Raw genomic sequence first — 15,729 nt, 5'->3', positions numbered from 1 at the left:
TTAGTTCGTAAACAATGAGTCAGAATTGTTATTAGAATATTTTTCCTTGGAGAATGCATACTAAAAAATAATATGGAACGTATGTAGAAAGGGCTGGAATTCATGGTTAATTTTCTGAACCGGTTAAAAGGTAGACGCAATTTAAATTCTTTTCCAATACGCGACAATACTGATTTTCAGGAAAAAAGCATACAGGATTCCTTCCTCGAAACTGATTTATCTAAGAATATTGTTCAGCTTCAGCAGTTCTTTCATCAATCTCCTGATTTGGTGATTCGCCGGTTTCAAATGACCGCAGACGGATTGGAAGCAGCCTTGGTATACTTGTCCGGATTAACAGACAAGCAATCGATTCAAAATCATGTTTTAAGTCCTTTGATGCATAGCGCCGGTGATCCGAATACGGAACTGCCTATTACATTAGCCCAGGTTGAAATCGTTGATACATGGAGACAAATCGAAAATGCTATTTTGCAAGGAGATAGCATTTTATTTATTCACGGTCAGACTACAGCGCATCAATTAGATACGAAAGGATGGCCGCAAAGAAATATTGAAGATCCTAGGAATGAAATATCTTTAAAAGGTGCGCATCAAGCGTTTGTAGAAGATGGAAGGCAAAATATTGCATTGATTCGGAGATGTATTCCTCATGAAGAATTAATGTTAAAAGAAATGATAATCGGTATTCGAGGAAAAACAAAGGTTTCCATTTTATATTTAAAAGATGTAGCTTCTGAAGACGTACTGAAAGAACTGGAAACAAGAATGCAAGATATTACAGTGGATGTTGTCGGTGGTGCCGGAGAACTTATTGAATTCATTGAAGATAATCCTTATTCACCATTTCCGCAATTTATGCTGACTGAAAGACTTGATTTCGCGGTATCTCATATCCTCCAAGGAAGATTTGTAACTGTTGTGGACCGTTCTCCCAATGTAGTGATTGCTCCGGTAAATTTTATATCTTTTTTTCATGGTGTCGATGATTACGGCACACGTTGGTTAGTCGCTTCGCTTATCCGTTTGCTTCGTTTCATGGCTTTTCTAGTTGTTCTATTTTTCCCAGCAAGTTATGTTGCCTTTATTTCTTTTAATTTTGAAGTCATTCCTGTGCCACTTTTTTTATCTATTGCGGAATTCAGGGCGACGGTTCCATTTTCACCCATTATGGAAGCACTGCTTATGGAAATGACCTTGGAAATGATGAGGGAAGCGGCTTTGCGGTTACCTACTCCTATCGGTCAAACAGTTGGAATTGTAGGCGGAATTATCATTGGACAGGCCGCTGTTCAGGCGGGAGTTGTAAGCAATATTATGATTATTGTCGTTGCTGTTACAGCTATCGCTTCTTTTATTATTCCAAATTATGATATGGGTTCAGCAATCAGAATGCTGCGATTTCCTATGATGCTATTAGCTGCCATGTTTGGAATTGTAGGAATCGTTATCGGATGGATGACATTAGTTGCACATTTAATAAGCCTTGAATCGTTAGGTACTCCTTATGGTACTCCGTTGGCACCTTTTCGCTTTACGGATATGAAGGATGCTTTTATACGTTTTCCTTTATGGACAATAAGAAGTCGTCCTAAAGGTGCTAGAGCGATTCAATCTATTCGCCAAGGGAAAAATCAGAATAAAAGGTGAAGCTATGAAAAAGTATGCTTACAATGAAATCACTCTTACGCAATATATTTTTTTAATCAATGGAATGCAGGTGGGAACAGGGGTTTTATCTCTCCCCCGAGTACTTGCGGAGAAAGCTGGAACAGATGGATGGATAGCTATACTTATTGGAGGATTATTATCTACAATAGCTGGCATTTTTATAGTGAAAACATCTCAAAGATACCCCGATGACACGCTTTACGACATTCTTATACGGTTATTTGGAAAGATAGTTGGGAAAGGGATAGTCGTTATTTACACGATATACTTTATTTTTTATTCCGGTATCGTTCTTGTAAACGCTATGCTTTATCTGAAAGGCTGGCTTCTGCCGAAAACGCCTGACTATATCATTATATTTTTGTTCGCAATTCCTACTTTTTTTGTTGCACGCAACGGCATTCATATTATAGGAAGATACAACGAACTCGTTTTTTATATGACATTTTGGATTGCACTGTTTTTTTTGATACCGCTAAGAGAAAGTAGTACTTGGCTCCATTTCTTTCCGTTACTGAAAGACGGGTGGGGATCCGTCTTAAAGGCTGTGCCGACTACTGTTTTTACCTTTTTAGGATTTGATATTGCATTCTTTTTGTATCCTTTTCTACAAAAAAAGCAATACGCAGTCCATGGAATTGTGATTGCAAATATCTTGTCGACGTTATTTTATCTCTTTACCACTCTTATTTGCTTTGCCTATTTTAGCCCTGATAGCATTACAGAATTTAACCAACCAGTACTGAACTTGCTTAAAGTAATTGAATTTCGTTTTTTAGAACGTTTTGACATGGTTTTATTGGCGATTTACTTAATGGTCGTTTCCAAAGCGTGGATTCCTTGCATATACTGCGCTGTATTTTGTTCTAGTCAATTACGTGGAAAACAAGACCATAACTCTGATGTTATTGTTCTATTATTGTTCATTATTGGCTTCATATTTTGGAAGCATCCTACTTGGAATGAATCAGAGGCTTGGCAACAGGCAATATCAAATGCCGGATTAGCATTGACGTATATGGCACCTGTTATTTTATGGATATACAGCTGGGTATATGAGAAGTATCATCAGGGGGGAATACGTTGAGAAGGAAGGTACTATGTTGTGTTCTGTTATTAACGTTCATGATGACTGGATGCTTTGATCAAACAAGTGTTGAAGATGTTTCCCTTACCCTTATACTTGGTATTGATCTAGATGATAATGATAATTTATTGGTGTCCATGTCAAGTCCTGTTTTTAATAAAGAAGCAAAGCAGAAAGAAGAAACTACTGGCGTGAAATCTGTTACAGTTCGAAAATCTAGAGAGAAATTTGATGCTACGGTTATGGCGCTAACATCGGGAAGTAAAACCCAGGTTATGTTAGTTGGAAAACGGTTGCTGAAACGAAAAAACTGGCAAGAATACCTTGACCCATTTTATCGAGATCCAAAAAATACAGTTACTGCGCGGGTTGTTGCTGTAGATGGACCTGTTTCGGATGTAATGTTTTATAATCCAAAAGATAAACCTCGCCTTCCCTTATATTTAGCAAAATTAGTTGATACCGCTTCTATAAGAAATGTCACGGTAAGAACAACTCTTCAAGAATTGCGTGAACAATCGAAAGAAAAAGGGATGACAGCAAGTATTACCGAGATGAAAAAAAAGAAGAGAGTATGGTTGACAGGAACAGCCTTGTTGGATGCAAAAGGAAGATATAAATTAACGTTAACACCGGATGAAAGCATGCTGTTACGTATTTTACAGAACGAAAATAAAGGTGAATTTCCATTTACACTTGCAATCAAGCCGAAACCGGGTGATCGTAATAAAGAGTGGATAAGCTTCTCTGCTCAAAACATCAAGGTAAAGACAAAGGCAAAGTATGACGGTCGTTTTATATTTAATACAGATATAAAGATGAGAGTTATCATTACAGAACGGCTTTTTTCATTTAATACAAGAAAGGACGCAGAGAAGCTGCAAAAAGCTATTGAAACTAAGCTAGAAGCTGATTTCAAGCACTTAATAAAGAAAATACAAGATGCCGAAATCGATCCTTTTGGATTTGGTAAATATGCGAGAGCTTACACATATCCAGAGTGGGAAAAAGTCCAAAATCAATGGGGGAAGGCATTTGCAAAGGGAGATGTAAATGTTAAGGTAAATGTAAAACTCGCTGGGATGGGAACGATTAAGTAATAAGAATTCAACGTAGGATACGTATGAAAACTGGATTACAATTTGCCCCCCTCAGATCTTCTGAAGGGGGCTTATCTAATGTGAAAGTGAATTACAGCGGTAATACTTCTTCTAGGTGTGTATTCAGTTCAGATACAAATTTATCAATATCCGGATTTTTTATTACATCATAGCAAGCGAAGCTCTTTAACGGTTTCATTCCGATAAATTCCTGTGTTCGGTGTAAATGGCTCAGTGCGTCTTCTAAGCTTTTTCCTCCAAAAAACTGTGCTGGATCGTTAAATGCTTTTTCGGGAGCATTCCACGTAGTCGAAAACATATAATGTTTGTCAGTTAATAAACCGCCTCTTCCGTATTGCTCAGATCCTTTGAAAAATAATCCGTAAGCATATACTTCATCCATATATGTTTTCAGTAACCCTGGCACATTGAACCAATAAATAGGCGTTTGGTAGATTACAATATCAGCCCATAAAAACTTGTTTTGTTCTTCTTCGATATCATATTCGTTTTGAATGACTGTCGTTTGCACATTATTCTTTGTACTCAAAACATTCACCATGTTGTCCGTCAAAGTTTTATTTAGTTTTCCCTCCGCTGATCTGTATATTTGATGACCATTGATAATTAGTATATTTTTCATTTTATTTATCCCCTTTATTTTATAAATGTGTTATGAGTTCTAGAGATTAATTTTCAGGTATGACGCCGAGTTGTTGCATAAGAGTTAGATTATCTTCTAAGTGCCAATCTTCAATGATCTTTCCATCTTTAATTCGCAAAATATCGATCGCAAAGAAGTTAACAGCTTTACCAGTTGGTTTTTTCTCTCCAAAATCCCCTTTATGTGTTCCAGTGAATGATAGTCGAGCTGTTACTTTGTCCCCAGTTACTAATAAGTCCTCGATGTTACATTGTAAGTCCGGCACAGCTTTACGAAAATTGTTTGATGCAAATGCTAAGCCTTTTGGCCCTTGAGGGCGTCCTTTTGGTAACGTGTTATCAACGAAATTTGTTATAACAGTTTGCGGGATAAGGGCTTCATTACCGTTGTTCCAAAATGCGTAAAAGCGCTGTGCAGCATGAACCATCTCTGTAGCTTTCTTTTGATCTAATGAAGGATCTATGGTCATTGATTTAGGTTGAGGAAAATCCTTCAACAGTTGAATCTCTTTCTTTACTGGTGCAGCAGTCTTGTATTCTGATGTTTGCGCAATACACGCAGTCATCAGAATCGTGATCCCGAAGATACTTATTAAGAGAGAAATCAGTGCCAGTGGCCGTTTACTTTTTCGGTGTTCTGGATTCATTTTTATCGCCTCCTTAGTTTAGAAATAGCGTCTGGTCGCTAATGATATTGTATATATAGTTAGTTTCTTTTGGGAAGTAGTGATATTTATTTCATATAGTTACCGTAAGGATAGAATTGTGATAGCATAAAGGAAATCAGTTAAAAAATTATTAGGAGCGTGTTTCAATGGAGAACATGGAGTCAATTCAATTAACAAAAGGAACACCAGGACAAATTTGTCCCATTGCGAAAACACTAGATGTAATCGGGACAAAATGGACTTTTTTAATTATTCGAGATCTTCTTATTGAAGGAACGATGCGATTTAGTGATTTGCAAAAATCGATGGATGGAATTAGTCCGAAGACCCTCTCGCTTCGTCTAAAAGAACTTGAAGTGCAAGGGATCGTAGAAAGAACGGTATATCCAGAAGTTCCTCCGCGTGTAGAATACACATTAACAGACAAAGGAAAACGTTTAGAACATATTTTCATTGAATTAAAGAGATTTGGATTAACTTTATAAAATGATGTAAAAGCAAATAAAAAGGCCTCCATGGTCTTTTTTTTTTATTATGATAGACACTTTTTTTATGCGCACACTTCTTGTCAAAAAAGAAACTTTCCAAAATGTAACTATGTGAATTAAATATCACTACTTCCAAAAAGAAAGTTTTAAAAATACAATAATCTCAGCAAAACAAAACACGAAAAACTGGGGGGAATGAACATGTTAAGCAATAAAAAAATTGTAATTATTGGCGGAAGTTCTGGTATTGGTTTAGAAACCGCGAGACTTGCACTCCTACAAGACGCTGAGGTTATCATTGCTAGTCGTTCTGAGGAAAAGTTACAGAGAGCAAAGGATCAGTTAGGAGGAAACGTAACAATCTATGCGCTTGATACAACGCAAGAACAACAAGTTCAGTCCTTTTTTGAGCAAGTAGGTACAATTGATCATTTAGTTGTTACAGCGGCAGAAACATCAGGGGGCTCTTTTATTGACACAGATACAGCCGCAGCACACCAGTTGTTTGAAAATAAATTTTGGGGACAATTTTATTCCGCGAAATATGGTGCACCAAAGATTGCAGTTAATGGCTCTATCACTTTATTTTCCGGAGTTGTGGCTTATAAATCTATGGTTGGGTCTGCAACGCTTGGTGCAGTCAATGCAGCTGTTTCTAACCTTGGTCAAACGTTAGCGCTAGAACTAGCCCCAATTCGCGTAAATGTTGTCTCTCCTGGAATTATTGATACACCGTCACGCAGCAAAATGGCAGAAGAAGCGCGTAACAAATTCTACACTGACTTAGGAAACAAACTTCCTGCAGGGCGAGTAGGTCAAGCTGAAGATGTAGCACAAGCTGTACTATATGCGATGCAAAACGGTTTTGTTACGGGAACGGTTCTTCATGTTGAAGGTGGGCATACGTTAATCTAGTTTGTGCTTATAGAATGAAAGACGCTATTCTTTTTGAGAGAATAGCGTCTTTCATTCTCCTATATAAAGTTTAGAGGAGAAAAAACCCTCACTTTACTCCATTTTTCCTGCCACTTCTTCGCAAGTACACGTTCCTCATATATGTTTGCATATTCCTTCGTTTCCTCATAATAAGGAGTCGGTCTTAGTTCTAAGTTAATTACATCTTGTATTCCCCAAGGAGCAGCGAATATAACCTCATCCACCTCATTTAGCTTTAGGCCTAGTGCTGTTGCTGTTTCTGGAAATTTTGATATGGCATCTACGGATGAAGAATAAGGAGGCATGTTATTAATGATGTGCATTCTTGCTTCGTTTTTAACAGACCATGGTACGTTTGGATACATATTGAGCAGTTGTTGTTCGTATTTCTTTTCTTCCAACTCATCAATATTTTTCGCATCAAAATAAATAACATCAACATCTGGAAGGGGCGTTCTTTCTTTGAACCCGTGCAGAGTGTCCCATATTTTTGAACGGACAAATCCAGCGCATATCCACCAATCGGGTAAATGTAATTGTTTAGTAGTCTGTAATATGTCCATCATCCACGGATCTTCTTTTACTAATTGGATGATGTCTTGTTCGTTTGTTAGTTTCATAGGAATGCCCCTTTTTTACTTTGATAGACTATTTTTTCTGAATTATATGATAACATGAAAGGGAAAGGGGGCATACAAAAAATGGAACATTTACAAATTGGAGATATACAAGTGACATGGTTGCGGGGAGGAAATACGCATTTAGATGGTGGAGCGATGTTTGGCGTTGTACCGAAAGCGCTTTGGTCACGCAAATATAGCCATAATGATAAAAATCAAATTTATTTACGAACGGATCCATTGCTGCTGCAAACGAAAGATGGAAATATGCTCATAGATTCAGGGATAGGCAACAATAAAATGGATGAGAAAATGAAGCGAAATCAAGGGGTGACAGAAGAGTCATCTGTTGAACAATCGCTCACTCAACTTGGTTTGGAAGCGGAAGATATTCAGTATATTCTTATGACGCATCTTCATTTTGATCACGCATCTGGTTTAACGAAATGGGAAGGGGAAAAGCTTGTTCCTACGTTTCCGAATGCAAAAATATATGTATCACAAACAGAATGGGACGAAATGAGAAATCCGAATATCCGTTCACGTAATACATATTGGAAAGAAAATTGGGAGCCAATTGTACATCAAGTACATCTCTTCACGGAGGAAATCAATGTTACAGATGAAATCCGAATGGTTCATACGGGCGGACATAGTGATGGACATGCGGTTGTCGTTGCACAAAGTCAAAATGAAACATTACTTCATTTAGCGGACTTACTGCCAACTCATGCGCATCAAAATGTATTGTGGGTCATGGCGTATGATGATTATCCAATGACATCAATTGAGAATAAACAAAAGTGGATGAAATACGGCGCAGAGCAAAAAGCGTGGTTTACGTTCTACCATGATGCATATTACCGTGCGGTGAAGTGGGCTGAAGAAGGGCATATGGTAGAAAAATTAGAACGCGAAGAAGTAGAAGTGACGAGCGAAGTGTGATGAAAGATTGTTAGTCATTAGGTGATAGCTTAATGGCTAACAACTATTTAACTTCTTTGATGTTATAAATAATGATGCAAGGAGGTTCGAAATGAAGGGGTTTTTCATTGAGAAATGTATGGAATTTTGTATTTGCATCATTGTGATTGCTGTGATTAGTTACGTACCGTTTCTTTTTTTAGAGGGCAATACACTTAGTTTTACTACCTTTTTACAAAAGCTATTTATCCCGGGAGATGCTGTAAATCCTATGACTATGCGCCAAATTTCTTTTTGGGATGTAATTTGGGAGCCATATATGTATTCTGGTACTATTTTACTAGTATCTACTTTTTTAACAGTTGTAATGGCTACCTGTCTTTCTTTTGGCTATGTACTTTCTTCTTTGAAAATTAAAAAAGCAATTGAGCGATGTTTAGTATTAATTGAATCGATTCCTGATTTGTTATTAATCTTTATGCTACAAATATTTTTTGTCTGGGTATTTAAACAAACAGGGCTAAATCTTGTAAATATCTACGCATTCGGTAGTAAACAAGCATATTTTTTACCTATCGTTACGATGAGTATTGTACCTGCTCTTCACTTTTTCCGCATTATGGTTTTATTTTTATTAGATGAACAGAATAAGCCGTATGTAGAATTTGCTCGGGCAAAGGGTTTAAGTAGAAAATATATTTTATTTGTTCACTTGTTTCGAAATGTAATCTATCATTTATTCAATCATTTGCAATCTACTTTTCTATTTATGATTTCAAGTCTCCTGCTTGTGGAGGCTGCTTTCAATATTAATGGATATATGTCATTTATTTTAAAGCCATTTGTTTTAAATCCTGTAACCGTAGCACGGTGGATCTTTTTATTGTTTATTCCATTTTATGTCGTGTTTACAATTGCTCATTTCCAAGTGAAGCGTACGACAGGAGGGCTTGCAAATGAAAAATAGTATGTTCTATTCTAAACGTTTTTGGATAGGCACTACTTTTTTTTGTGGACTTATTTTAGCTAGTTTTTTATTTACATGGTACGGAAAAGATTTGTATTCTCAGACACAATTGTTAATAAAAGATGGTAACGGTAATGTTTCGCAAAGTGCACCGTTTAATCCTTTGTTGATGCCTCCGTTTGGTTCAGATCGAGGCGGATATAACTTATTCTTTAAACTCATTATTGGCGCAAAGTTCACCATTTTATTTGTGTTTGGAATTTGTTTTATTCAGCTCATATTAGGAACATTATTAGGTAGTTTATTAGCATATGCACCACTTCCATTACAAAAGCTTATTGAAAAAGTATGTAAGGTATATTTCTACGTTCCAACAGTTGTTTTGGTTATTTTGTTTATGGGGCCACTAATGATCCAAAGTGAACAGACAGGTTTTAAAGAATCTATTGTTATTAAACAATTTCTTATTCTTTGTATCGTCACATTGCCAAATCTCATTCTTTATATTAGCCAAGAGATTAACCTTTTTATGAAAAAAGACTATATTACAAGTTCCATTGTGCTCGGTGCTAGAAAAATGCATTTGTTTCGTAAGCACATTTGGCTGTTTTTGAAAGAAATTCTTGTGATCCTTTTTCTGCAACAAGCTGTTCAGCTATTTACACTACTCATACATATGGGATTCTTCAAAGTATTAATTGGAGGGAGAAGGGTAGATAGTGGTTCCACTGTGCATTCCCTTACAAATGAGTGGTCCGGATTAATCGGATTGAATAAAAATGAATTATTAACAGCACCATGGATTATATTGGCGCCGTTAGTAGCTTTTACAGTATCAATTTTTGTTTTAAATTTTATGATTCAAGGAATAAAGGAGCAGCTCAACACAAGGTTTATGCCTATTCCAAATAAAAAACAAGATTCAGCAGTTGAGGAAAAGAAAACAGTGATACCTGTAGAGAAATTTCGATTTGCCAATATGAAGACGCTGTACAAAGGAACGGATCGTTCGTAGGAGTAAAAGTATCGGTCTCTGTTGACTGATGCTTTTTTATGTTTTTAATAAGAAGTCTGAAAATATAGACATTTAAGCGCGGCTGTTTTATAGTAGTTAATATAATAACGACTATAAGGGAGGACTTATGGAAGAGAAAGCAATTATCGAATTGCAAAAACATGGATTTTCAAAATACGAGTGTAAGGCCTACATAGGTTTATTGAAATCACCTGCCATTACGGGGTATGAATTAAGTAAGCGTTCCGGCGTCCCGCGCTCAATGATTTATGAGGTATTAGGAAAATTACTTGATAAAGGAGCTGTTCAAACGGTTCCCTCTGATCCGATTGTCTATAAACCTGTTGAACCGAAGCAATTGCTTGCTAGGTTGAAAGAAGAGATGAATACATCATTAGAAGTGCTAGAATCTTCTCTCACAACGTTAGAAAGTGATCAGAAAGTGGACGTTGTGACTAGAATTGTTCAGTATGAACATATTGTTCAAGAAATGATTTCGATGATTCGATCTGCAAAAAAAGAACTTTGGTTATCGGTTTGGTCTCCTATTGTAAAAGACATTGAAAAAGCTGTTCGAGAAAAAGAAGGATTGATCCCCATTTTTACGGTTTTATTCGGAGCTGAAGATAAGACGCTTGGGCACACATATCATCATAATTACATGGCACCAGACATTGTGAGTAAACGTATGGGCGGGTATTTGACCATTCTCATTCGAGATGAGGAAGAAGCCTTAATTGCTAAGTTTAGCGACAGAGGTTCAGAGTGGGCTGTGAAGTCAACTGACCCAGCCCTCGTTCTGATTGCTACTGAATACATTCGGCACGACATTATGGTAGAAGAGATTACAACTGCATACGGTCCTGAAAAGCTAGAGGGGCTATGGAAGACGAGGGAAGATTTAATTCATGTCATGACAGGAAAAAACAGCTTCGTATAGGGCTGTTTTTTTATCATAAAACAAAAGTCGTTATTATTATAACGCCTTTGGAGGGGAATTAGATGTATGCAAAACTAAAATTTGCCGTCTCTATGGCTATCTTTGGTTCAATTGGTTTATTTTCGATAAAAACAGGTCTCCCGTCGATTGAATTGGTTTTTGTACGTTGCCTCTGTGCAAGTATTCTTTTAGGAGCAATATGGGGTTTTCGCACGTTAACAACAAAACAGCAGCATAAAAGTTTTATTCCGCGCCGGGAGTATTTACTTGCTTTACTATGTGGTGTGTTTCTTATCATAAACTGGGTCTTTTTCTTTCGTTCTATTGAAGTAATGCCCATTACTGTGGCAATATCAATTTATCATTTAGCGCCTGTTATTGTGCTTTTATTAGGTTCTTTTATCTTTAAAGAAAAAATAACAGGAACAGGATTGATATTCTTCCTTATTTGTTTTGCAGGAACACTGTTAGTCGGAGGGATTCATCAACATACAACCGTTGCTGGATTTTTATCTACAGGCGTTTTATGGGCGTTTGCAGCAGCATTCTTTTATGCTCTTACTTCAATTACGGGAAAAGGCATTCAAACACTTAGCCCGCTGCTAACAACTGTTATTCAAACGAGTCTCGGTGTTTTATTATTGATTCCATTCGTAGATTGGTCAAAGTTTATGCATCTCACCATTGAAAATTGGATTTATATCCTTGTTACAGGATTCATTCATACAGGATTTGTGTTTTATTTGTTTTTCAGTAGTTTGCGAGAATTAAAGGCTCAAACAATTGCTATTCTAGTCTTTGTTGATCCGATTGTCGCAATCCTATTGGATGTGACTATTTTGAATTACCGTCCTGATGTCTATCAACTTATTGGAATTTTGCTAGTGTTTGTAGGAATTAGTTATTCTCCCAAAAAAGAAAGACGATTAGCGGAAGATAAAGTTGTTCGGTTAAACTAGTAGTGCGGATCATTTTACCAATAAAATACGTTTAGAGCTTGTTTGAACGAATCTTTTTTCAAAACAAGCTCTTTTTTGTTAGGGTTACTTATAGTAATGAGAACTAACAGTAGTTTGAACAATTTTATTTTATGGTTAAATTGTATATTAAGAACCTATGTTTTATTCTAAAAGAAGTATATATGGAGGTGTTACGAGTAAGACCTAATCTTGCAAAGGATATTTCTATTCAAGATTTTAAAGATTTTTACTGGCTCAAAGAAGAATTGCAACTATTTTGTAGGGAAAATGGAATAAGTGCATCTGGCTCTAAGATAGAGATTGCAGATAGAATTGAAACGTTTCTTCAGACCGGGGAGATCAAAAAAGCGTTGAGAAAGCCAAAAAGTAAGACAAAGCCCCAGGCACAAAGTAACTTAAGTCTTGATACAGTCATTACAGAAAACCATCGTTGTAGTCAGGATGTAAGAGTCTTTTTTAAAGGGGTCATTAGTCCTAAGTTTCACTTTTCTACTTATATCCAAAACTACTTCAAAAATAATGTAGGAAAAACGTATCGTGATGTTGTAGCTGCTTGGTGCGAAGAAGAAGAGCGCAAGAAAGATCCCTCATATAAGAAACAAATTGCTCCTCAATTTGAATACAATCAATTTACTCGTGACTTTTTCGCAGATCCAAACAATAAAGGGAAAACTCGTAAAGAAGCGATTGAATCTTGGAACAACATTAAGAAACTTCCTGGAAGTAACAAATATAAGCCTAATTATTCCTAAGCGAAGCATTTGATGAACAAGTCAAATGCTATTTGTTTAGCTTTTTTAACTATCAAAGCAAATAGTAGTTGTCTCTATTTGTCGAAATATTCACTCTTAAAACATTCTGAAAATTGTTATAATAACCCTAAGCTATTTCATTTTTGATAAGAAGATAACAAAAAATGAAAGCGTTTTAACAAATGAGGAGGGGAAATATATCGTGTATATGACCATTGGGAAACTGCTGGAATTAACGGTTGAAAGTTATCCAAATAAGGAAGCAATTGTTGAGCCCGAAAAACAGATTCGCTGGACGTATGCAGAGTGGAATGAGCAGGTAAACAAACTTGCCCATGCGCTTCAACAAAGCGGGATACGAAAGGGTGACCGCGTTTCGACATTTCTTTTTAATAGTAGTGCGCTGGCGACGACATGTTTTGCCTGTGCAAAAATTGGAGCTGTATTCAATCCAATTAATTTTCGGCTAAAACCGCAAGAACTTGCTTTTATATTAGAAGACGCTTCTCCTAAAATCGTACTTTTTGAACAGCAATTATCCTCTCAAGTACAAAGCATTCATACACAATTTCCTCACATTCAGTTCTGGTACATCGATCAAGATCAGCCAACGTTTTCTATTTCTTATGAAGAAAAAGTATCTAGTACCACGCCGCATTTTGAAAAAGTAGAAGTAAAAGAAGATGATATTTGTTCCATTATGTATACAAGCGGAACAACGGGGCATCCAAAAGGTGTGCTTCACCGTCACCGGGAAATTATTGATCAAAGTTTGATGGGTGTTGCTTATTTACATTACACGGAAAATAGTCGTGGCCTTGTAACAGCGCCGATGTTTCATTGTGCTGAGCTTCATCTCTGCTTTATTCCGAGAGTACATAGCGGTGCGACCAATATTATTCTTCATCATTTTGATGCAAAGCTTGTTTTGGAGACGATTCAAAGTGAAAAGGTCACCGTTATGTTTGCGGCACCGACAATGTGGAATATGTTGCTGCAAGAAGATTTGTCTCAGTATAATTTATCCTCACTTCAATACGGTTTATACGGAGCGGCATCGATGGCACCTGCACTTGTGAAAGCTTGCGATGAAAAATTACATGTTTCGTTAGTACAAGCTTACGGAATGACAGAAATGGGACCGGCTGTTGCATTTTTACGTGAGTATGAGCAGCTTTCAAAAGTAGGCTCGGCAGGAAAGGCTGGATATAACCATGAAATTCGCATTGTTCGTCCGAACGATGATGGACCGTCTGAGCCTGATGATATATTGCCGCCGTACGAAGTTGGAGAAATTATTATGAGAGGCCCATGTGTAATGGCGGGGTATCACAATAAGAAAGAAGCAACAGAAAAGGCATTATATAAAGGGTGGTATCATTCAAGTGATTTAGGTTATGTAGATAGTGATGGGTATTTATACGTAGCGGATCGCGTTGATGATATGGTCGTGAGCGGCGGAGAGAATATTTATCCGCGCGAGGTAGAGGACTTTTTGTATACGCATGAAAGTGTTTTAGATGTTGCGGTGCTGGGAGAGAAGGATGAGCTGTGGGGGCAGCGTGTCGTTGCGTATATCGTTTCGAAAGATGAGTCTCTTACAGAAGAAATGCTAGATGAATATTGTAAACAAAGTGATAAACTCGCTGATTATAAACGCCCGCGCAAATATGTATTTACGCAACAGTTGCCGAGAAATGCGAGCGGGAAAATTCAAAAGTTTATTTTACGTAGTGAAGGTACAGAGGTGAAAAAATAAGGAGAGAATACGATGAAGCATGCATATTTGGAGGAGGAGCATCACATTTTCCGTGATGCTTTCCGTAAATTTTTAGAAAAAGAAGCGTATCCGCACTACAACCAATGGGAGAAAGACGGCATTATTCCGCGCTCTCTGTGGAAAAAGATGGGCCAAAACGGCTTTCTTTGTCCGATGGTAGAGGAGAAATACGGCGGAGCTGGAGCAGATTTTGGATATTCGGCTGTGATAAATGAAGAGCTAGAAAAGGTTGGTTCGAGTTTAGTAGGAATTGGTCTTCATAATGATATTGTCGTTCCTTATTTAACAGCATATGGAACAGAAGAACAAAAGAAACGCTGGCTTCCAAAATGTGTGAGTGGTGAATATATTACCGCAATTGCGATGACAGAGCCGGGAGCAGGTTCTGATTTAGCTGGTATTCGCACAACGGCACGTAAAGAAGGGGATCATTATGTTGTAAACGGAGAAAAAACATTTATTACAAATGGCATTCATGCAGATTTAGTTGTTGTTGTTTGTAAGACGGATTCTACTGTAAAGCCAGCGCATAAAGGAATGAGTTTACTCGTTTTGGAGAGAGGAATGGAAGGATTTAAGAGAGGGAAAAAGCTAGAAAAGGTTGGATTACATAGTCAAGATACAGCCGAACTCATTTTTGAAGATGTGAAAGTTCCCGCCTCTAATTTGTTAGGGGAAGAAGGAAAAGGCTTTTACTATTTAATGGACAAATTACAGCAAGAGCGCCTCGTTGTCGCAATTGCTGCTATAACTGCAGCAGAAGTGATGCTGCGTTTAACAAAGGAATATGTAAAAGGGCGAAAAGCATTCGGTAAGAGTATTAGTGATTTTCAGACTGTTCAATTCAGGCTTGCCGAAATGTATACAGAAATTGAAATTGGCCGCACGTTTATTGATGAATGTATTAGAGCACATATGCATGGTGAAAACATTGTAACGAAAGTATCGATGGCGAAGTGGTGGTTAACAGATCTTGCGAAGAAAGTCGCGGCAGAGTGCATGCAACTACACGGCGGGTATGGATATATGGAAGAATACGAGATTGCAAGGAGATACCGAGATATTCCAGTAAGCGCGATTTATGCCGGGACAAATGAAATCATGAAAAGTATTATTGCGAAAAATATGGGTTTGTGAT

The 15,729-nt window shown here is 37.2% G+C and carries 16 protein-coding genes; 13 read left to right on the top strand and 3 right to left on the bottom strand.

From position 1 onward, the window contains the following. The first annotated feature begins 102 nt into the window (after positions 1–102). From WAX78_RS23290 to WAX78_RS23280, 3 genes are read left to right on the top strand one after another with little or no spacing between them, the layout of a single operon-like run. Positions 103–1,650, top strand: coding sequence for a spore germination protein (locus WAX78_RS23290; protein ID WP_336484427.1), 1,548 nt, complete (start codon positions 103–105; stop codon positions 1,648–1,650). Between the two features lie 4 nt (positions 1,651–1,654). Beyond that, positions 1,655–2,758, top strand: a complete 1,104-nt coding sequence (locus WAX78_RS23285; protein ID WP_336484426.1) for a GerAB/ArcD/ProY family transporter — start codon at positions 1,655–1,657, stop codon at positions 2,756–2,758. Next, a complete protein-coding gene (locus tag WAX78_RS23280; RefSeq protein ID WP_336484425.1) occupies positions 2,755–3,858 on the top strand; it encodes a Ger(x)C family spore germination protein in 1,104 nt (367 codons plus the stop codon). The genes WAX78_RS23285 and WAX78_RS23280 overlap by 4 nt, the downstream gene beginning before the upstream one ends. 91 nt (positions 3,859–3,949) lie before the next feature. Here WAX78_RS23280 and WAX78_RS23275 read toward each other — a convergent pair whose 3' ends face one another. After that, positions 3,950–4,501 carry an NAD(P)H-dependent oxidoreductase gene (locus WAX78_RS23275; protein ID WP_336484424.1) on the bottom strand — a complete coding sequence of 184 codons (552 nt, stop codon included), beginning with the start codon at positions 4,499–4,501 and terminating at the stop codon, positions 3,950–3,952. Between the two features lie 46 nt (positions 4,502–4,547). Continuing rightward, complete coding sequence (locus WAX78_RS23270; RefSeq protein ID WP_413789231.1) at positions 4,548–5,168, bottom strand: ester cyclase; 621 nt, start codon at positions 5,166–5,168, stop codon at positions 4,548–4,550. Positions 5,169–5,335: 167 nt separating this feature from the next. Between WAX78_RS23270 and WAX78_RS23265 the strand changes: the two genes are divergently transcribed. Together WAX78_RS23265 and WAX78_RS23260 are read left to right on the top strand one after the other, a co-directional pair. Beyond that, positions 5,336–5,674: a winged helix-turn-helix transcriptional regulator gene (locus WAX78_RS23265; protein WP_336484423.1), complete on the top strand. Its 339-nt coding sequence runs from the start codon at positions 5,336–5,338 to the stop codon at positions 5,672–5,674. Positions 5,675–5,878: 204 nt separating this feature from the next. Next, a complete protein-coding gene (locus WAX78_RS23260) occupies positions 5,879–6,592 on the top strand; it encodes an SDR family oxidoreductase (protein ID WP_336484422.1) in 714 nt (237 codons plus the stop codon). A gap of 59 nt (positions 6,593–6,651) precedes the next feature. Here WAX78_RS23260 and WAX78_RS23255 read toward each other — a convergent pair whose 3' ends face one another. Continuing rightward, entirely contained in the window at positions 6,652–7,233 is a 582-nt protein-coding gene (locus WAX78_RS23255) for a nucleotidyltransferase family protein (RefSeq protein ID WP_336484421.1), read from the bottom strand. A gap of 81 nt (positions 7,234–7,314) precedes the next feature. Between WAX78_RS23255 and WAX78_RS23250 the strand changes: the two genes are divergently transcribed. The 8 genes from WAX78_RS23250 (at position 7,315) to WAX78_RS23215 (ending at position 15,728) form a co-directional block, all read left to right on the top strand. Beyond that, positions 7,315–8,178, top strand: a complete 864-nt coding sequence (locus WAX78_RS23250; RefSeq protein WP_336484420.1) for a YtnP family quorum-quenching lactonase — start codon at positions 7,315–7,317, stop codon at positions 8,176–8,178. 91 nt (positions 8,179–8,269) lie between these two features. Next, positions 8,270–9,124, top strand: coding sequence for an ABC transporter permease subunit (locus WAX78_RS23245; protein ID WP_336484419.1), 855 nt, complete (start codon positions 8,270–8,272; stop codon positions 9,122–9,124). Next, positions 9,114–10,139, top strand: a complete 1,026-nt coding sequence (locus tag WAX78_RS23240; protein WP_336484418.1) for a hypothetical protein — start codon at positions 9,114–9,116, stop codon at positions 10,137–10,139. The genes WAX78_RS23245 and WAX78_RS23240 overlap by 11 nt, the downstream gene beginning before the upstream one ends. Positions 10,140–10,266: 127 nt before the next feature. Continuing rightward, positions 10,267–11,079 (top strand): TrmB family transcriptional regulator, encoded by an 813-nt coding sequence (locus tag WAX78_RS23235; protein ID WP_336484417.1) that lies wholly within the window; start codon positions 10,267–10,269, stop codon positions 11,077–11,079. A 62-nt stretch (positions 11,080–11,141) separates the two neighbouring features. Then, on the top strand, positions 11,142–12,038 hold the full coding sequence (locus WAX78_RS23230) for a DMT family transporter (RefSeq protein WP_336484416.1): 897 nt from the start codon (positions 11,142–11,144) through the stop codon (positions 12,036–12,038). Between the two features lie 182 nt (positions 12,039–12,220). Then, a complete protein-coding gene (locus WAX78_RS23225) occupies positions 12,221–12,811 on the top strand; it encodes a DUF6434 domain-containing protein (RefSeq protein ID WP_336484415.1) in 591 nt (196 codons plus the stop codon). Positions 12,812–13,013: 202 nt separating this feature from the next. Then, positions 13,014–14,570, top strand: coding sequence for a fatty acid--CoA ligase (locus WAX78_RS23220; protein WP_336484414.1), 1,557 nt, complete (start codon positions 13,014–13,016; stop codon positions 14,568–14,570). A 12-nt stretch (positions 14,571–14,582) separates the two neighbouring features. Beyond that, on the top strand, positions 14,583–15,728 hold the full coding sequence (locus WAX78_RS23215; protein ID WP_336484413.1) for an acyl-CoA dehydrogenase family protein: 1,146 nt from the start codon (positions 14,583–14,585) through the stop codon (positions 15,726–15,728). Position 15,729: the final 1 nt, after the last annotated feature.

It is taken from the genome of Bacillus yunxiaonensis (assembly GCF_037104695.1).
GTDB lineage: Bacteria > Bacillota > Bacilli > Bacillales > Bacillaceae_G > Bacillus_A > Bacillus_A yunxiaonensis.
Note: the sequence above shows the minus strand (reverse complement) of the source record. Positions and strands in the feature narration are given on the sequence as shown.